This window comes from Spirochaeta dissipatitropha (assembly GCF_054657935.1).
Window position 1 is genome coordinate 1 of sequence record NZ_BAAHXT010000012.1, and the last position, 15,972, is coordinate 15,972.

At 49.8% G+C, this 15,972-nt stretch carries 13 protein-coding genes; 7 read left to right on the forward strand and 6 right to left on the reverse strand.

Going from position 1 to position 15,972, the window contains the following annotated elements:
- Positions 1 to 35: 35 nt before the first annotated feature.
- On the forward strand, positions 36 to 1,430 hold the full coding sequence (locus tag ACYQ2L_RS13360; protein WP_460056631.1) for a hypothetical protein: 1,395 nt from the start codon (positions 36 to 38) through the stop codon (positions 1,428 to 1,430).
- Here the strand turns inward: ACYQ2L_RS13360 and ACYQ2L_RS13365 are convergent.
- A complete protein-coding gene (locus tag ACYQ2L_RS13365) occupies positions 1,404 to 3,800 on the reverse strand; it encodes a substrate-binding domain-containing protein (RefSeq protein WP_460056634.1) in 2,397 nt (798 codons plus the stop codon). The two genes, ACYQ2L_RS13360 and ACYQ2L_RS13365, sit on opposite strands and share 27 nt — an antisense overlap.
- Positions 3,760 to 3,963 carry a hypothetical protein gene (locus tag ACYQ2L_RS13370; protein ID WP_460056637.1) on the reverse strand — a complete coding sequence of 68 codons (204 nt, stop codon included), beginning with the start codon at positions 3,961 to 3,963 and terminating at the stop codon, positions 3,760 to 3,762. Before ACYQ2L_RS13370 ends, ACYQ2L_RS13365 begins: the two co-directional genes overlap by 41 nt.
- Positions 3,964 to 4,127: 164 nt before the next feature.
- On the opposite strand from ACYQ2L_RS13370, the gene ACYQ2L_RS13375 reads away from it, so the two are divergent.
- Genes ACYQ2L_RS13375 through ACYQ2L_RS13400 form a run of 6 tightly spaced genes read left to right on the forward strand, consistent with a single transcriptional unit; the run spans position 4,128 to position 11,283 of the window.
- Positions 4,128 to 5,255 (forward strand): glycoside hydrolase family 88/105 protein, encoded by a 1,128-nt coding sequence (locus ACYQ2L_RS13375; RefSeq protein WP_460056639.1) that lies wholly within the window; start codon positions 4,128 to 4,130, stop codon positions 5,253 to 5,255.
- A gap of 53 nt (positions 5,256 to 5,308) precedes the next feature.
- Complete coding sequence (locus ACYQ2L_RS13380) at positions 5,309 to 5,839, forward strand: hypothetical protein (RefSeq protein WP_460056641.1); 531 nt, start codon at positions 5,309 to 5,311, stop codon at positions 5,837 to 5,839.
- A 45-nt stretch (positions 5,840 to 5,884) separates the two neighbouring features.
- Positions 5,885 to 6,850, forward strand: coding sequence for a metallophosphoesterase (locus ACYQ2L_RS13385; RefSeq protein WP_460056644.1), 966 nt, complete (start codon positions 5,885 to 5,887; stop codon positions 6,848 to 6,850).
- A gap of 18 nt (positions 6,851 to 6,868) precedes the next feature.
- Positions 6,869 to 8,815: a serine/threonine protein kinase gene (locus ACYQ2L_RS13390; protein WP_460056646.1), complete on the forward strand. Its 1,947-nt coding sequence runs from the start codon at positions 6,869 to 6,871 to the stop codon at positions 8,813 to 8,815.
- A complete protein-coding gene (locus ACYQ2L_RS13395; RefSeq protein ID WP_460056649.1) occupies positions 8,812 to 9,702 on the forward strand; it encodes an FHA domain-containing protein in 891 nt (296 codons plus the stop codon). The genes ACYQ2L_RS13390 and ACYQ2L_RS13395 overlap by 4 nt, the downstream gene beginning before the upstream one ends.
- Positions 9,703 to 9,714: 12 nt before the next feature.
- A complete protein-coding gene (locus ACYQ2L_RS13400) occupies positions 9,715 to 11,283 on the forward strand; it encodes a VWA domain-containing protein (protein WP_460056651.1) in 1,569 nt (522 codons plus the stop codon).
- Between the two features lie 27 nt (positions 11,284 to 11,310).
- Here ACYQ2L_RS13400 and aspS read toward each other — a convergent pair whose 3' ends face one another.
- Genes aspS through gatC form a run of 4 tightly spaced genes read right to left on the reverse strand, consistent with a single transcriptional unit; the run spans position 11,311 to position 15,776 of the window.
- On the reverse strand, positions 11,311 to 12,588 hold the full coding sequence (gene aspS / locus ACYQ2L_RS13405; RefSeq protein ID WP_460056654.1) for an aspartate--tRNA(Asn) ligase: 1,278 nt from the start codon (positions 12,586 to 12,588) through the stop codon (positions 11,311 to 11,313).
- Positions 12,581 to 14,017 (reverse strand): Asp-tRNA(Asn)/Glu-tRNA(Gln) amidotransferase subunit GatB, encoded by a 1,437-nt coding sequence (gene gatB, locus ACYQ2L_RS13410; RefSeq protein ID WP_460056656.1) that lies wholly within the window; start codon positions 14,015 to 14,017, stop codon positions 12,581 to 12,583. The genes aspS and gatB overlap by 8 nt, the downstream gene beginning before the upstream one ends.
- On the reverse strand, positions 14,014 to 15,459 hold the full coding sequence (locus ACYQ2L_RS13415; protein ID WP_460056658.1) for an amidase family protein: 1,446 nt from the start codon (positions 15,457 to 15,459) through the stop codon (positions 14,014 to 14,016). The genes gatB and ACYQ2L_RS13415 overlap by 4 nt, the downstream gene beginning before the upstream one ends.
- A gap of 35 nt (positions 15,460 to 15,494) precedes the next feature.
- Complete coding sequence (gene gatC, locus ACYQ2L_RS13420; protein ID WP_460056661.1) at positions 15,495 to 15,776, reverse strand: Asp-tRNA(Asn)/Glu-tRNA(Gln) amidotransferase subunit GatC; 282 nt, start codon at positions 15,774 to 15,776, stop codon at positions 15,495 to 15,497.
- Positions 15,777 to 15,972 lie beyond the last annotated feature (196 nt).

Here is a 15,972-nt window from a genome sequence, read left to right on the forward strand (position 1 = left end):
TATAGCTATACTTCTTTGACCTGCCAGGAGATTTTATGAAAAATATATTCGTTCCCGATCAGTCATCTCATTGTCTTTACATTCTGAGTGGAGCTGAAAGCGATTCCGTTGAATCAAGGCGCCTGTACAAACAGGGGCTTCCTGAAGGAACGATAATTCATTTTGATGATTTGGAAGTCAGGAACTCTACAGTATGGAAACCAAATATCTGGACTGAACGCGGGGGTGAAATGGCCCTCACCGGCCCCTACCTTGAGGGACTACCATTTGAAAGTATTCTGACCGATACATTTCATGCAGTAATATATAAACTCAGAAAGCTCAACTCTGCTTATGCCTATGCAGAGGAACACAGCATACACCTGCCGGCACCAGGTCAGGAATCAGTGTATTTTCTCGACAATGGCTCTATTTTCTTTGTTCCCCGGAATCTGGCTTATTCATTCGAGCCCGCTGACAGCCAGCTTCCGCATATACATTCAGACCATGATCACAGTCCTTTCTGCCAATACAGTATACTCTCGCTCTGCACCCGGCTTCTTTCCGGCACTATGAATCAGAATACCGATCCCTATGAAGGCATAAACCCATACTACTATCAACCAGGCTTGCCGGCAGAAATATCCGAACAGATCAACCAGTCACTTCTGAAAAAGAAAACTCTGGCAAGTGAGCAGATTGATGGAATTCTCGAGACAATCGACAAACTGTCAGCTCAGCAGCATTTTCAACTACCGCCGGAGGAGAGTCCGAAACTTCAGACAGCAATACGCATATACAAAATCAAAACCCGGATAAGCAGGTTCATTAACCAGAAACGATCAAAAATTTATACTAGCGCAGTTCTGCTGGCGGCAATCCTCTTTCTGTACCTCTCAGGTCTCGGAACCCCCCTTCAGGAAGAGGATTTCAGCAATCTCGGACCCCGGGAAATCGTCCGGCTCTATTATGAATCCTTCAATAGTCTTGATCACCAGACCATGGACAGAATTACCGCCGGGAGAACCGCCCAGAACGAAATACGCAGCATTCTGCAGATAGATCTCGCAGATAAGACCAGCCGGGGACACACCGCTCGAAGGTCAATAATCGCGCCAGAGGAGTACCTCGAGGGTAATATTCCCGGCCGGTTTCAGAATATCTATGGCATAACAGACATTTCGATTAAGGAACTTTCGCGCAGTACCAGCTCAGCCGAATACTATGTTGAAGCCACTCAATGGGCTCCCGCAGAAATAAGTCTGTCTGAGGTACAGAATGCGGAGGAATACGAAAGAATAATGCTGCAGTCGCCGGACATACGGCGGATCAGACGTGGGGATTACCTCAGGCTGCAGTACAGCCGGCGCGGCTGGCAGATCCAGCAGCTGGAGTTCAATCAGATTGAAGAACTGCCGGCTATTTTACGGAGCGATCTCCTCCCGGACTGATATCGGGGCCTGTATACGGAAGCAGATACCTGCCTCTGCGGCAGAGCCTTCCCCCGGAAAGTCACAGCTGATTTTGCCTCCCAGAACCTGACTTACCAGATTGTAGACAATATGCAGACCCAGACCTGTGCTGCCTGAACCTCTTTTACTGGTGAAAAAGGGATTGAATATCTTTTTCCTGTCTTCTTCCCTGACCCCGCAGCCGTTATCAGAATATGTAATCATGAATTCAGGAATACTATCACCGACCACAGTCTCAACTGCAATCCGGATTTTTCCGGACTGCCTGGTCTCAAAGCCATGCAGAACAGAATTCTGGATCAGGTTGCTGATTATCTGTCCTATTGCCCCCGGATATCCATACACTTCAAGTTCCAGTGGACAGCAGATCTCCACCTCATGTGCTCCCTCTCTCAGAACAGGCTTCATACTTTCGACAATCATTTTCAGGTATTCATGCATATTGAATATCCGTACTTCCTCGTAGCCCCGGTCCGCAGCAATCTGCCGGAAATTACGGATCAGATCACGGGCACGCACTAGATTATCAATAATTATCCGGCTTGATTCAGCGACCAGTTCGTTTTCGGCTGCCTCATCCTGCAAAAAAGAGCAGGCAGTAATCGCTGCCCCGAGCGGGGTGTTAACTTCATGCGCAATCCCTGCCACAAGCTCACCCAGGGCAGCCATCTTTTCAGCTTCAACCAGTTTCTCCTGGGCAAGTTCCAGAGTCTGCAATGAGTTCTCAAGCTGCTGGTTGGTGGCTTCGAGATCAACAGCCTTTTTCTGCAGCTTTTCTGACAATCCTGCATTCCTGAATGCCCCTGAGAGTTTGGCCGAAAGGGAGTCATATACATGAGGATCACTGGATCCGTATGAATACAATACATAGCCCAGCCGCTCGAGACCAAAGGAAAGCGGGACAACTATATACGGCATGTCTTGTGTAAGCTGTCTCAGCCCACCTGGTATTATTTCGCTCGTTCTGAAAGTTCTTACCTCGGTTACAGGATCCATTCCCTCAGAAAATCCGAACACCTGCATTGCTTTCTCCGGTAACTGTGAGTCGGAATCAGACCCGGAAAATAGAACCACGAAACACTTCTGCACTGAGAATTTCGGAAACTCCTCCTGCAATGCAGTAACGACAGCATTTATGCTTGAGCTGCGCGCCAGCAGGGTATCCAGCTTCTGCAGGGATTCTGCAAGAAGAACAGAATCCATCCGCACAAGTTCCTTCTTCCGCAGTGAGATATCGGTAAAACTGTAGATCTGGCGCAGGAAATCTTGCATGCATTCGTGGATCTGCTCGGATTTATCTCCTGAATTGATACCAGCCTGCAGGATCCCGTTCATCCGTGTATACCAGAGTTCCAGATCCGATGGATTCTCTGTCCTGCTCCGTTCCCAGAATACCGGACAGCCGCAGGTTTCATGGATCTGCAGGCGGGAAGGAATGGAAACCGAGGCAGAACATCTCCCATTTCGAACCAGTTCCTCGAGCAGACTGACTGCAGCAGCGCCCTGTTCATGAAAAGGCATACCAACACTGGTAATGGAAGGAAAATGACTCCGTGCCTCAGGCAGATCATTGAATCCGCAGACCAGAATATCCGCCGGACAATACTGCCCCCGCAACTCCAGCTCCTCGAGTACGCCGATCGCAATGCGGTCATTTGCACAGACTATGGCCTCAATATCCCTCCCGGGTTTCAGACCGCGTTCATCCAGAAGCAGGTGGGCGCCATCTTTTCCGGTTTGCTTGCTCCATTCCCCCCTTCCGGAAATCAGCTTCGGATCAGGCGTAATCCCTGCTCGCTCCAATGCCGAGATATAGGCATTTTTCCGCTCAACCGCATAGGCATGATAATCCGGCCCACAGATAAAGGCGATCTTTCTCACTCCATGGTCCTGAATCAGGTGTTCCATGAGCTCATTCATACCAGTGCTGTTGTTTATTCCAACCATAGGAAAACCGAGCAGGGGCGAAGAAAGACTGACAAGGGGTGTCCGCCTGAAACGACTGAAAACCCGGCAAATATCCTCATCACTCTGTCCGATCCAGGTCAGAATACCGTCATATTCTCCATCATTAATCAGATCAAACATGAAGTTATCCAGACCCTTACCGGTATGATCGCCAATAACCGCTGTTATATGAATTCCGGATTCTGCAGCCCGGGACACCATACTATCCCACAACAGATGGGCAGTATCTGTCGCTACACCTCCTGCCCCATGAATGCCTCTGGTGAGATACGCAAAGCGGAGTTTTCTGTCTTCTGAATCTACTGACCTGCCTGCAGGATGGACATACTCACCATGTCTCTCAATCGATATCAAGGGCTTCTCTGATTCTGACGATTTCATCCAGAGCCTCCTTGATCAGGGCCGTGCCGTTCGAGGATCTGGAATAGATTGATGCCTGCTTCACATGCCGGGAATGACATCCACAGCTCTGGCCTATTGCAAGCTCCAAATCCAGAAGCAACTCATCTCCCTCAAACTTCAGTCCCTTTGCCAGGCTATTCACCGCCTTCCTACAGCCTAATCCTGCTTTGCAAATTTAGCCAGCTTCAATTTATTACATTTTCCAACCACTTTTATAAATGAAACGAAGTTCCAGTTTACAGCTGCTTGATTGCAACCTATACTTGAAAAAAAGAGATCACCTCGGTCTATGCAAGGGAGTTCAAAATGAAACTTATTCAGAATTACATCACATATCTTATGAATGCATCTCAACCGGACAAACCGATCTGGAACATTGAAAAAATACTCGAAGGGAAGAAACCCTCCTGGAATTATATAGATGGCTGCATGATCAAGGCCATGCTGGAACTGCATTACATTACCGGTGAACAGGACTATCTGGAATTCTCCAGAAACTTCATCGATTACTATGTTCAGGAAGATGGAAGCATACGCAGCTATGACATCAAGGAATATAATCTCGATAACATAAACGAGGGCAAGGTACTCTTCGATTTATACCGCATCTACGGTGAAGAGAAATACGCCAAAGCCCTGCACCTACTCTATCGCCAGCTTCAGGAACAGCCACGGATCAAGGCAGGTAACTTCTGGCACAAACAGATATACCCCAATCAGGTCTGGCTTGATGGTCTGTATATGGCTCTGCCCTTCTATCTTGAGTATGAAAACACCTTTGGAGACGGCAGCAATTACGATGACATCTTCGATCAGATAATTCATGTAGATAATGTCATGCGGGATACGGATACCGGACTTTCATATCATGCCTACGATGAATCACGGGAAATGTTCTGGTGTGACAAGGAAACCGGATTATCCAGACATTTCTGGATCAGGGCAATGGGCTGGTACCTCATGGCACTGGTAGATGTTCTGGAAAAAACTGATTCATCCAGGGCTAAAGGAAAAGACACACAGGTCCTGCAGATCTTCCGATCCTCAATTGATGCCATGCTCAAGTATCAGGACAAGAGTGGCATGTGGTACCAGGTCGTTGACCAGACAGAGAGGGAAGGAAATTATCTTGAAACCAGCGGCAGTGCGATCATATCATACGCTATCCTGAAAGCAGTACGTCTCGGCTATCTGCCTGAATCCTACCGGATATACGGTGAGCGCAGTTTTGATGGAATTCAGGAAAACAAACTCTACGAAAAAGACGGTCACATGAATCTTGGAGGCATCTGTCTGGTAGCCGGACTCGGCGGAAAACAGATGAGAGACGGAAGTTACGAATACTATCTTTCTGAACCCGTTGTCGAGAACGAGGCCAAGGGCGTGGCACCTTTTCTGCTGGCTTATACCGAGATTATTCGCTTCCGGAAATAGTGGCTTGCAAATTCTGACTGAGAGTGTACACTTGTATGCTTACAGGAGGGAGTATGGGAATCTTTTTGGATCAGGTACCTGAGGAAATTCAGGACCATATAAGGGATATCGCTGCTACATCCGGGCTTCCGCAAGGTGATGATGCTGTGGAAGCAATCTCCGAAGGGTGGCTCGAAAAGCAGCGTCTTTTCGAAGAAAAAACCGCCGGGCTCAACATGGAAACGGTAGACGAGCTTGCTGCAGATTTTCCACGGGGAGCGCTCGTAATTACCTACTCGGGTTCACTACTGACAATAGGCGCTCAGGAAGATCAGCAGAGAAGGGTTGAGTACACCAGCATCGGACTCCGTCACGATGTACCCGACGCCCTGCTGTCTGAACAGACAGCTATAAAGGGTTCAATACGGGTTAATTCGCCGGCCAGATTTACCGATGGACCGATCGAACAGAGTTCACTGATCTACCGCATCGCCATTCACCGGGAAGAACTGGAAGCTGAAGAAGAAAACAAGCGTTTGAACTCGGCAACACAGATTATCTCCGAGAGCTTTGCAGATGTAAACAAGTCGCTGGATCTGGAGTAGACCACTATCGACCCGAACACACTTATACCGGCCCTGGATGCAATCATGCAGCAGGGCTCTCCGCCTGCAGCAGAGGAAATACTTGAACAGTTCCAGCCTTTGCTGCAGATTCTGAACTCGGAACCGGATTATCTCCGACCCAGGGATTCTGACGGACTGCCAGGAGGACTTGTCTGGCTCAGTCCAAAACGGATCACTGTAGTAATTCCGGATATTCATGCCCGAATGGATGTAGTGCGGAAAATCCTGGATATTCCCCTTCCCGGTCAGAGCCTGTTCGAGGCCCTGCAGAAGGGAGATGCCCAGCTGGTTTTCGTCGGAGATTACGTACATGCCGAGCAACGGGCAGCCGACCGATGGCGTGCTGCACTGCAGGAATACCTCGAAGGATTCAGCCGTCGCAGCTCAATGGACGAAGAAATGCGGGAAAGCCTCGGCACCTTGCAGATGCTGGCCTGTATTAAAACCTGTTTCCCCGAAGCCGTTCATCTACTCAAGGGTAATCATGAAAACATCCGTAACCAGGAAGGCGAAGGCAATCATTCATTCGGCAAGTTCGCATACGAAGGGCAGATGGTCGCTGACTACATGGAGGCTTTTTACCCTCCTGAATTGATTGACTGCATAGATCAGGTTGAGCACAGCCTGCCCCTGCTGGCAATTGGCCTGGGTTTTCTGGTGAGTCACGCCGAACCCCGCCGCTGTTACCTGCCTGCCGAAGTCAGGGATTACCGCCAGTATCCAGAGGTTGTTGACGGATTGACATGGACTGCCAACGGGGCTGCCGAAAACGGCAGTGTTCAGGAAATGCTGCGGACCTATATTCCTGAAGAACAGCAGGCTCCCGACCGACCTGTCTATTATTTCGGCGGACACCGACCGGTTTCCGGAAAATATGCCCTGAGGGCCGGGGGTAAATTCATACAGCTCCATAATCCCGCGGCGGGAATAGCAGCTGTTCTTCATCCGGAACAGAAATTCGACCCTGAACAGGACATTCTCTATATTTAGAGTCTGAAAGAGGAAATAATGGCAGAAATTCCGAAGAATATCGGTAAGTATGAGATCCAGTCCCTGATTGCCAGCGGGGGAATGGGAAATGTATACAAGGCTCAACACCCCACACTAAAGCAGGAACTGGTCATAAAACGCCTGACCATGCAGGACAGCGGCCATGTTCAGGAAAGATTCCGTCGTGAAGCCCAGATAATGTTCAATTTCAAGAGTGATTATATTGTAGATGTCTACGATCACTTTGAAGACGGCAAGGCATTTCATATTGTCCAGGAATACATCGAGGGGATCAGCCTCGAAGATCTGATCGACCGCGAACGTTATCTCCCTGAACATATCGCACTGCGAATATTCCTCTATGCTGCACGGGCTCTCTCATATGCCCACTCCCGGAAAGTAATTCACCGTGACATTAAACCAGGCAATATTCTGGTTTCAAAACGAGGTGAAGTAAAACTGCTTGATTTCGGAATCGCAGCCATTCGGGATCAGATCAATGACCAGGACCTTACCCAGGTTGGAATGACTCTCGGGACTCCTTCATATATGGCGCCGGAGCAATTCACCAGTTCCCGCGATGTCGATAAACGGGCAGATATCTATTCACTCGGTGTCATGCTCTATGAAATGCTGACCGGAAAAAAACCATTTCCCGGAACCAAACTGCCCGAAACCTACCAGCGTATTATCAAGGGTAAGTATACCAGCCCCCGGAAACATAACCCGAATATTTCACCCTTCGCCCTGAAGATTATGAAGAAATGCATGCAGCCCAAGCTAAAACGGCGCTGCCAGGACCTCAATATTCTTATCAGGAAGATAGAAAAGGAACTACGGATCAGGCCCCAGGTGGGAGTTCCATTTGAATCAGCAGCCCTGCTCACTGATTTTGTAGCCGGGAAAAGAACAAAATCCCCGGCGCATGCCTTCCCCTGGAAGAAAGCAGCCTCCCTCGCAGTACTTTTTATACTTGCAGCCGCCGGAATCATATATCTGTATTCAATTCAGTATCATTTCCGTATCCTGCATCCCCATCGCTATGGTGGCATCAGAATCAGCATAAATTCTGATCTGGATCTGCAGGAATTCAGCGAACTGCCAAAACAGGTCTATCTGACTGCAGACCGGAATCAGGAAATTGTCTACGAGCTGCCACTGCATCAGCCCTGGCAGAACGCTTCTGTTTTCCAGCTTCTCCCTGAATCAATCAGACCCGAACCAGTTCCGGCACATCTGGTCAGCAGTCCATTATTTCTCCCGGCTCGTGCCTATGAACTGCATGTCAAAATCGGCACACACCGCTACCAACGGAGCTTCTTCCTTCAGCCGGAAACCGGACGCTATACCCCGCATTATAATATCGATCTGAATCACTTCAGCTTCCAGCACCAGGCACCAGCTCCCCTACCACTGCGAGTTCATGCCAGGGTCCGGGATCTCGCAAGCGCACAGGATATTACTGCTGTCTCCAGAATCGAGGTTCTCTACGAAGACAGATTCCGTCAGCTTGAACAGCTCATGGCTGAAAATGCGCTGACAACAGGGGAAGAGCTCCACTTTCGCATCAGTCGGCCCAATTACTACTCACAGGAACTTCTCATTTCCACAGATTCACGACAGGCTGATCTCTACCTCGAAGCCGCACTTATGCCCCGACCTGGCTTTATCCACATAAGCTCGGATCGGGATAAAACCAGAATACAACTGAACAACCGGAAAACCTATATCAGCGGCGGAGCAGTACCACGGAACAGTGAACTGCCGGTGCTCCAGGAAAACAGCCCGGAAATCCTGCAGCTGCCCCCCGGCCGCTATACGCTGCAAGCCCAGGCAGGAAGAATCCATAGTAATGAACTTTCTGTCAGAATTGAGTCCGATTCCAGGGTATATTTTGCAATAAGCTATGATCAGGAAAAAAATGAACTTATACTGTATGCTATAACTGAAGGAGAAATACCATGACCATGTTCTTCCGCAGACTGATAATCAGCTGTCTCGGCCTGCTCGGCGGCCTCGCTGCCTGGCCCCTGCTGCAAATATTACTGCAGTACCAGACATCTTTTCCGAGTTTTCTGCTATTCAGCCTGGTAAGCGGTGCTGTATTCGGCCTGATTTTCGGGGCATTCTTTTCGACCTCTGAGGGTATAATACTCAAACGTCTGGACCGCTTTTTTGCAGGTATGGCCATTGGAGCTTTAATTGGAGCCATCGGCGGTGCCGCAGGATTTCTGGTCGCTCAAAGGGTATTCCTCTTTTTCGGTGAGCGCCTTGCCTTATCTGAAGGTGAACTTCAAACCTTCGGATACCCCGTTTCCCGGGCCCTCGGCTGGGCGGTACTCGGTACCTGTATCGGTATTACCGAAGGTATAAGAGTGCAGAGCAGACGTAAATTTATTACCGGTATTGTCGGAGGATTCCTGGGAGGTCTGGTTGGCGGCTTTATTCTTGAAGCACTCAGAACCATCTTTCCTCTTGCAGCATCTGCCACACTTATCGGCCTGATTCTACTGGGCATATCAATTGGACTGGCATACTCTTTTATAGAGCGTCGTATGTCCTATGGTATATTCCGTATCCTCAATGGCCCTCACAAGGGCAAGGAATTCATTCTGAATCAGGATAAAATGTCTATTGGAAGCAGCTACCGTTGTCACGTGCTACTGGCTGATTATGATGGAGTGGAAAGCCGCCACGGTCAGCTGCAGACCGTCGATCGGGAGCTGCTGCTCAAGCCGGTCGGCGAAGATCAGGAAATCCTGGTTAATGATATCGCCGTATCTGAACGGCTGCTTAAATTCGAAGATGTAATCAAGATCGGAACAGTAAAACTGCTCTACAAGCACGAATAAAGGACGAACACTATGCGAAAAAACAAACCCCGGCGCGCTGGAACATGTATTGCAGGAATCCTTTTACTGGTTTTTTCCATGCTCTTTCCGGCGCAGGCATTTTCAACGGAAATATCAATAAGCCAGATCAATCCCGGTCGCCTGCTTACACGTCAGCAGATCGAACTGTACCTGAGTGTACTCGACAGCAATGGTGTACCGATTGATAATCTGGGATCACAGCATTTCGAGATTCTGGAATCCGAGGACGGCAGTAATTTTACTCCGGTGCCAATAACCGGATTCTCCGCCCACGCCCTTGATCAGGGAATCAATTTCTTCCTGCTTATCGATAATTCGGGCAGCATGTATGAAACCATGGAAGGTGAGCGAACCGAAGACAGCAGGCTTATGCGTATGACCTATGCTAAAGATGCCTTGCGGATATTTCTGCGCTCCATGGATGACAGCCGCGATCGTGTGCAGCTGGCTTCTTTCAATACCAGATTTCATCTCCATTCCGAAATGATCAACAATCCTGCTGAACTGCTGACTGCCGTGAACCGCATTGAAAGACCCGAACCGGGAACCGGCGAAGGCTGGACAGAAAACTACTATTCTATACAGGAAGCAGTATCCTACCTTGCTGATCTTCCCGGTCGGAACGTACTGATTATGCTCTCGGATGGTGAAAATTTCCCCTACCTCGAAGGAACCGGAGAGCCTCATCCCGAGTTCGGTGAACGCGTCTATACCCTGGATGAAAGTATAGAATCACTTCAGCGCAGCGGAATAAGCCTCTTTGCGATCCGCCTCGGAGATGACCTCGATGTCAGTCTGCCCGATCTTACCCGGGAGTCCGGAGGGCGGCTTTTTGATACCCGCAGTGCAGATGAGCTTGCACAGATCTATCTGGACATAAGGGATCAGGTACTCCGTGAATACCGACTGACTTACCGGGCCGCCATGATTCCCTCTGAAAAGCGCATTGTAAAAGCGCGCTATACCGGAACCAGCCCGGCCGTAGAAACCCAGCGTACTTATTTCGCCGGCACCCTTTTCGGTATTCCGGGAGCACTGCATCCCCTGGCATTGATTATCCCATTTCTACTGGCGGTACTCGGACTGTTCGGACTGAGCAGAATCAATCTCCTCAACAAACGCAGCAGTGCCAACCTCGAGGTTCTGAACCCCGGAAGAGGCAGTACCGTAATGGAGATTACCCAGACCAAAACAGTTATCGGTTCAGCTGACAGCGATGACATCACTCTGGTAAATGCACCAAGCGCCAAACCCAGCCATGCAACGGTGATCTACAATGCAGATGACAAGAGTTACACCATTGAAAGTGAAAATCCGGTGAAGGTTAATAATCAGAAAACGACCGAGCGGAAACTCGAAGCGGGTGATGTTATAAACGTCGGAGGAACCATGGTTGTCTTCGATGATGCCGTAATCAATCCCGACAGAGCAGCTCTCGGTGAGAATGAAGTTGAAATGCCGGGACTTGATGATCTCGGCATAGATCTGGATAACATGGATTCTGATAATCTTGATGAATATATGCCGGATCCCGAAGATCTGGATAAAGAACAGGACTGACTGAAGGCGGGCTATGCCCGCCGATCCTCAGGGCCGGATTCGTTTTCGGTCACGCGGAAAAAGCGATGCCTCTTTTACATTCTCCAGACCAAGAAATTTCTGGGTCAGTCTTTCCAGACCGATTGCAAATCCTCCATGCGGCGGACAGCCGTAGCGGAAAATTGAACAGTAATCACCAAGCCCCTCTTCGGTAAGTCCGAAGCGGGGCAGATTCTCAATCAGCATTTCATACTGATTGATTCTGCGCCCTCCGGTGGTAATTTCAATCCCGCCAAAAAGAAGATCGAAACTGCTGGTTTTCAGTCCATCAGGATAGGTATAAAAAGGTCGTTTTTTCCGCGGAAACTCGGTGACAAACACTGCCGGCACTCCGTATTCCTCCTGGGCCCAGGCACAGAGTTCACGTTCAGCTTCAGGGTTGATCTCGAAGAGACGCTTGCCGCAGCGTTCACTTGCGATCTTCTTCGCTGCTTCATGGGCAATCCGAGGAGTTTTCTGCCACTGATCGGCATCCGGAAGCGTCATGTTATAGCGCTCGAGAATATCAGCATGTTTTTCGCTGACCATTGCCGAAACGTGGCTCAGAATACCAAGCTCAAGATCCATAAGCTCTTCTATTCCCTCAATGAATCCCATTTCCACATCCAGTGAAACGTATTCATTCAGATGTCTGGCAGTATCATGCTTCTCAGCGCGGTAGGCGTGCCCGATCTCGAAAACCCTCTCGAGCCCACTGGCCACCATTGCCTGCTTGTAGAACTGAGGAGATTGCGCCAGATACACCTTGTCGTCGAAATACTCCACCTGGAACAAGCCTGTCCCACCCTCTGTACCGGAACCAATGAGTTTACTTGACTTGATCTCGGTAAAATCCTTTGTGCGCAGAAAGGTTGCAAAGCCCTCCACGATACATGCCTGCACCCTGAAGATATCCAGCACCTTCGGGTTACGAAGACTGAGCAGACGATTATCAAGAAGTGCATCAATACCGGTACGTGAAGCATCCTGGTTAACAGCGAATGGAAGATCACCAGCCGCACGGCCAAGCATACTGCTCTCCAGCGCCTCGATCTCGAAACCACCGGGAGCCTTTTCATTCTGTTTGACCAGACCGCGCACCGAGACGACCGATTCCAGCGGGAAATCCGGAATATCCTGATAAACAATCTGCAGAATACCGCTTCTGTCCCTGAGCAGCATGAAACTGATTCCTCCGAGTTCCCGGATACGATGAACCCAGCCGGATACCAGAACTTCACTTCCTTCATGATTCTGTAGTTCTGCAGCAAGTATTCGCTTACTCATGATCTGTACTCCCTTTCAACCCGCTGATCAGATTCTGCAGAACATCAGGATCGGCCATGCCGCCTGTTTCCCGCATAACCTGACCCACAATAAACCCGGCGGTTTTAGCCTTTCCACTCTGCAGGTCTGCTAGAGCCTTTGGATTTTTTTCCAGCACAGTCTGCATAATTACCCTCAGTTCTTCGGGATCTGAAATCATCCGGTAGCCCTCACGGGCGATTATCTCTGCAGGACTGCCCTCACCTGCAAATACTTTGGCAAGTACCTGCTTGGCCAGTTTTCCACTGAGAACCTTCCGGTCGATTGCATCAATTATGTCAGAAAGATATGCGGGACTGAGATTACAGTCTGCGATATCCTGCTGCAGGCTGTTCAGATGTTGTTTTACATCGGATACAAACCAGGCCGCCGCCGCACTCGCATCGACACCCAGCGCCAGCAGTTCTTCAAAAAAATCAACTCCGGATTTTTCTTCGGTGATAATATCCACATGCTGCTCAGTCAGGCCCAGATCCTTGATCAGACGACTCTTGCGCTCCAAAGGCAGCTCAACCTGCTTGCTGTGCACCTGTGACAGAAAATCAGCATCAGTGCGGAAAGGCGGAAGGTCAGGTTCCGGAAAATAGCGGTAGTCGTTCGCAGCCTCTTTCGATCTCATAGTCTCGGTGACATCCCGGTTCTCGTTCCAGAGCCTTGTCTCGACATCGATGGGACTGTTTGTATCCATGAGGCTACACTGCCGATCGATCTCGAATTCCAGAGCCTTGCGCACAAAACGGGAAGAGTTGAGGTTCTTGACCTCAACCTTGCTGCCCAGACCCTTTCCGGTCAGGTTGACCGAAACATTGGCATCACAACGCATTGAACCCTCGTCCATGTTACCATCGCAGACAGCAAGGTAGCGGACGATCCGCCGCAGTTCATGTAACAAGGCCTCAGCCTCAGCACCTGTTCTGAGATCCGGTTCTGTAACGATTTCCAGCAGAGGTGTCCCTGTGCGGTTAAAATCCAGCAGAGACATTTCTCCGGCATGGATCATTTTCCCGGCATCCTCTTCCAGGTGACATTCCTTGATACGCGCACGGCGTCTTTCGCCTTCCAGCTCATATTCAATGTAGCCGTCAGTCCCCAGAGGATGATGAAACTGACTGATCTGATAATTCTTGGGAAGATCAGGATAAAAATAGTTCTTGCGGTCGAATACACATACCGGTGAAAGATTGCAGTGCAGGGCCTCGGCTACCGTGTAGGATAAAAGCATGGCCTCGCCGTTCAGTGAGGGCAGCACCCCCGGATATCCCATGCAGACCGGACAGACATTGTTGTTCGGCTCATCGCCAAAAGCCGCCCGGCAGCTGCAGAAAATCTTGCTCAAGGTTTTAAGCTGAATATGAATCTCGAGTCCGATAAAGGTTTCATAAGTACTCATACGATTGTCCCCCTGTAGCTGCAGCCAGCAAACAGCGGTGGATTCTTCACTGCTGCATCACCCCTCAATTCGGAAATACAGTCAAGCAGACGCTCGTCGCTGCCGTGAGGCCCCATGAGCTGCAGACCGATAGGCAGACCATTGCGGATTTCCATCGGAAATGCACAGGCCGGTGACCCGGATAAATTTGCCAGTGTGGTAAAACAGTCAGCCTGCTTCTGGGCGAAGGAATCAAGTTCCCGTCCACCGCTCAGAAAAGCAGGACCAGGGAAAACCGGAAGCATGAAGGCATCACAGCCTTCGCTGGAAGCTTCGGCATTTCCGAATATGCCCTGCAGCTCGTTGTAAAGCAATGTCCGTATTTTCTGGGCGCGGATGTAGAACTGATCCTGAAATCCGGAACGCAGCACATAAGTTCCCAGCAGTATCCTCGCCTTCACCTCAGAGCCGAAGCCCTCGGTACGTGAAAGCCGCATCAGCTCATCGGGACTCTCGGCATAAATCGGACGTAATCCATATCGAATTCCATTATAACGGGCCAGGTTGGCGCTGGCCTCGGCAGTAGCGATGGTGTAATACGCCGCAGTTGCATAGCGGAGGCTCTTCAGCTCCACATATTTAACTGAGTAACCAAGATCCCTCACCTGCTCTTCTGCAGCCTTGTACACAGCCGCTACGTCCTCATGCAGTTGCCCGGGATCCTTCAGAAAAGCGATTCTTCTTGCCGGTTCTCTGCGGAGTTCTGTTTTGTTCCAGTCAATACTTGTCTGATCCCGCTCATCAAGTCCGCGTATACAGCGGAAGACTGTCCTCATCAGCGGCAGATCACGACTGAAAATACCGATTGTTTCAAGAGAGCTCGCATAAGCGGTCAGACCAAAACGGGAAACCGCCCCGTAGGTGGGCTTCAAACCATAGACACCGCAGAAACCAGCCGGCTGCCGGACGGATCCCCCGGTATCAGAACCAAGAGCGAAGGGCACCATGCCTGACGCTACCGCTGCTGCGCTGCCTCCGCTGGAGCCGCCGGCAACCCGCTCGGTATCCCAGGGATTTCTGGTTGCACCGAACACCTCGTTTTCAGTAGCCGATCCCATGCCGAATTCATCCAGATTTGTTTTGCCAACAGGAACAGCACCTGCCGACTCCAGTCTGGATACTGCTGTAGCCGTATAAGGGGCGACCAGCCGCTCGAGCATTTTTGATCCGCAGGTCAGCGGAAGGCCCTCAACCGCAATATTATCCTTGACGGCAAAGGGCATTCCTTTGAGTTCCGCTTCCGGGATGCTGCTTTCGACGGTACCTGAATCATTGCTGCCCTGACTTGCTGACTTCCCGGTAAAGACCGGCGCCAGTGACAAAAAGGCATGTATGTTGGAATCCAGTTCCTGTATTTTCTGCTTGTATTCAGCCGGAAACAGCTGTCTTGTCTTGCTTTCCATTGTTTACTCCCCGTTTTGCGCAGCAGAAATGCTGCTTATAATACGTTAGGTATCGCAATATAGCGATCCTCAAGGTCCTCTGCATTTTCCAGCAGGGCATCTGTATTATTCCAGGGATTATTATTATCATTACGGATCCGGTTTTCAGCGGCGTGGACATGGGTCATAGCCAGAAGCTCATCAACCGGGGCTTCTGCCATTACTTCCATGTATTCAACCATCCTGCTCATAGACGCACGCAGAGCTTCGCGTTCATCCTCCGATAACTCGACCTGTGCAAGGCCGGCAGTGACTAGAATATCTTTGTCCGTAATCATAATGATAAAAATATCACACCTGAGCCTGACATTGTCAATCCAGGTAGGATACAATCATCTTACCTACAATTTGGTAGGAGGCTCAACAATGTAGGAAAAAGCCCGTGTATTACTCGAAAGCATCTTCTGGCGCAGTCAAACTGCCGATTTCCTCTGTCCCTATTTGACTTCACCTAGCTCAATGGTGTATTTTTAT

Coding starts and splice junctions, on each gene's coding strand:
- ACYQ2L_RS13390 (WP_460056646.1), top strand. CDS start 6,869: ATGGCAGAAATTCCGAAGAATATCGGTAAGTATGAGATCCAGTCCCTG.
- ACYQ2L_RS13380 (WP_460056641.1), top strand. CDS start 5,309: ATGGGAATCTTTTTGGATCAGGTACCTGAGGAAATTCAGGACCATATA.
- gatB (WP_460056656.1), bottom strand. CDS start 14,017: ATGAGTACTTATGAAACCTTTATCGGACTCGAGATTCATATTCAGCTT.
- ACYQ2L_RS13385 (WP_460056644.1), top strand. CDS start 5,885: ATGCAGCAGGGCTCTCCGCCTGCAGCAGAGGAAATACTTGAACAGTTC.
- ACYQ2L_RS13360 (WP_460056631.1), top strand. CDS start 36: ATGAAAAATATATTCGTTCCCGATCAGTCATCTCATTGTCTTTACATT.
- ACYQ2L_RS13395 (WP_460056649.1), top strand. CDS start 8,812: ATGACCATGTTCTTCCGCAGACTGATAATCAGCTGTCTCGGCCTGCTC.
- ACYQ2L_RS13415 (WP_460056658.1), bottom strand. CDS start 15,459: ATGGAAAGCAAGACAAGACAGCTGTTTCCGGCTGAATACAAGCAGAAA.
- ACYQ2L_RS13365 (WP_460056634.1), bottom strand. CDS start 3,800: ATGAAATCGTCAGAATCAGAGAAGCCCTTGATATCGATTGAGAGACAT.
- ACYQ2L_RS13400 (WP_460056651.1), top strand. CDS start 9,715: ATGCGAAAAAACAAACCCCGGCGCGCTGGAACATGTATTGCAGGAATC.
- ACYQ2L_RS13375 (WP_460056639.1), top strand. CDS start 4,128: ATGAAACTTATTCAGAATTACATCACATATCTTATGAATGCATCTCAA.
- aspS (WP_460056654.1), bottom strand. CDS start 12,588: ATGAGTAAGCGAATACTTGCTGCAGAACTACAGAATCATGAAGGAAGT.
- gatC (WP_460056661.1), bottom strand. CDS start 15,776: ATGATTACGGACAAAGATATTCTAGTCACTGCCGGCCTTGCACAGGTC.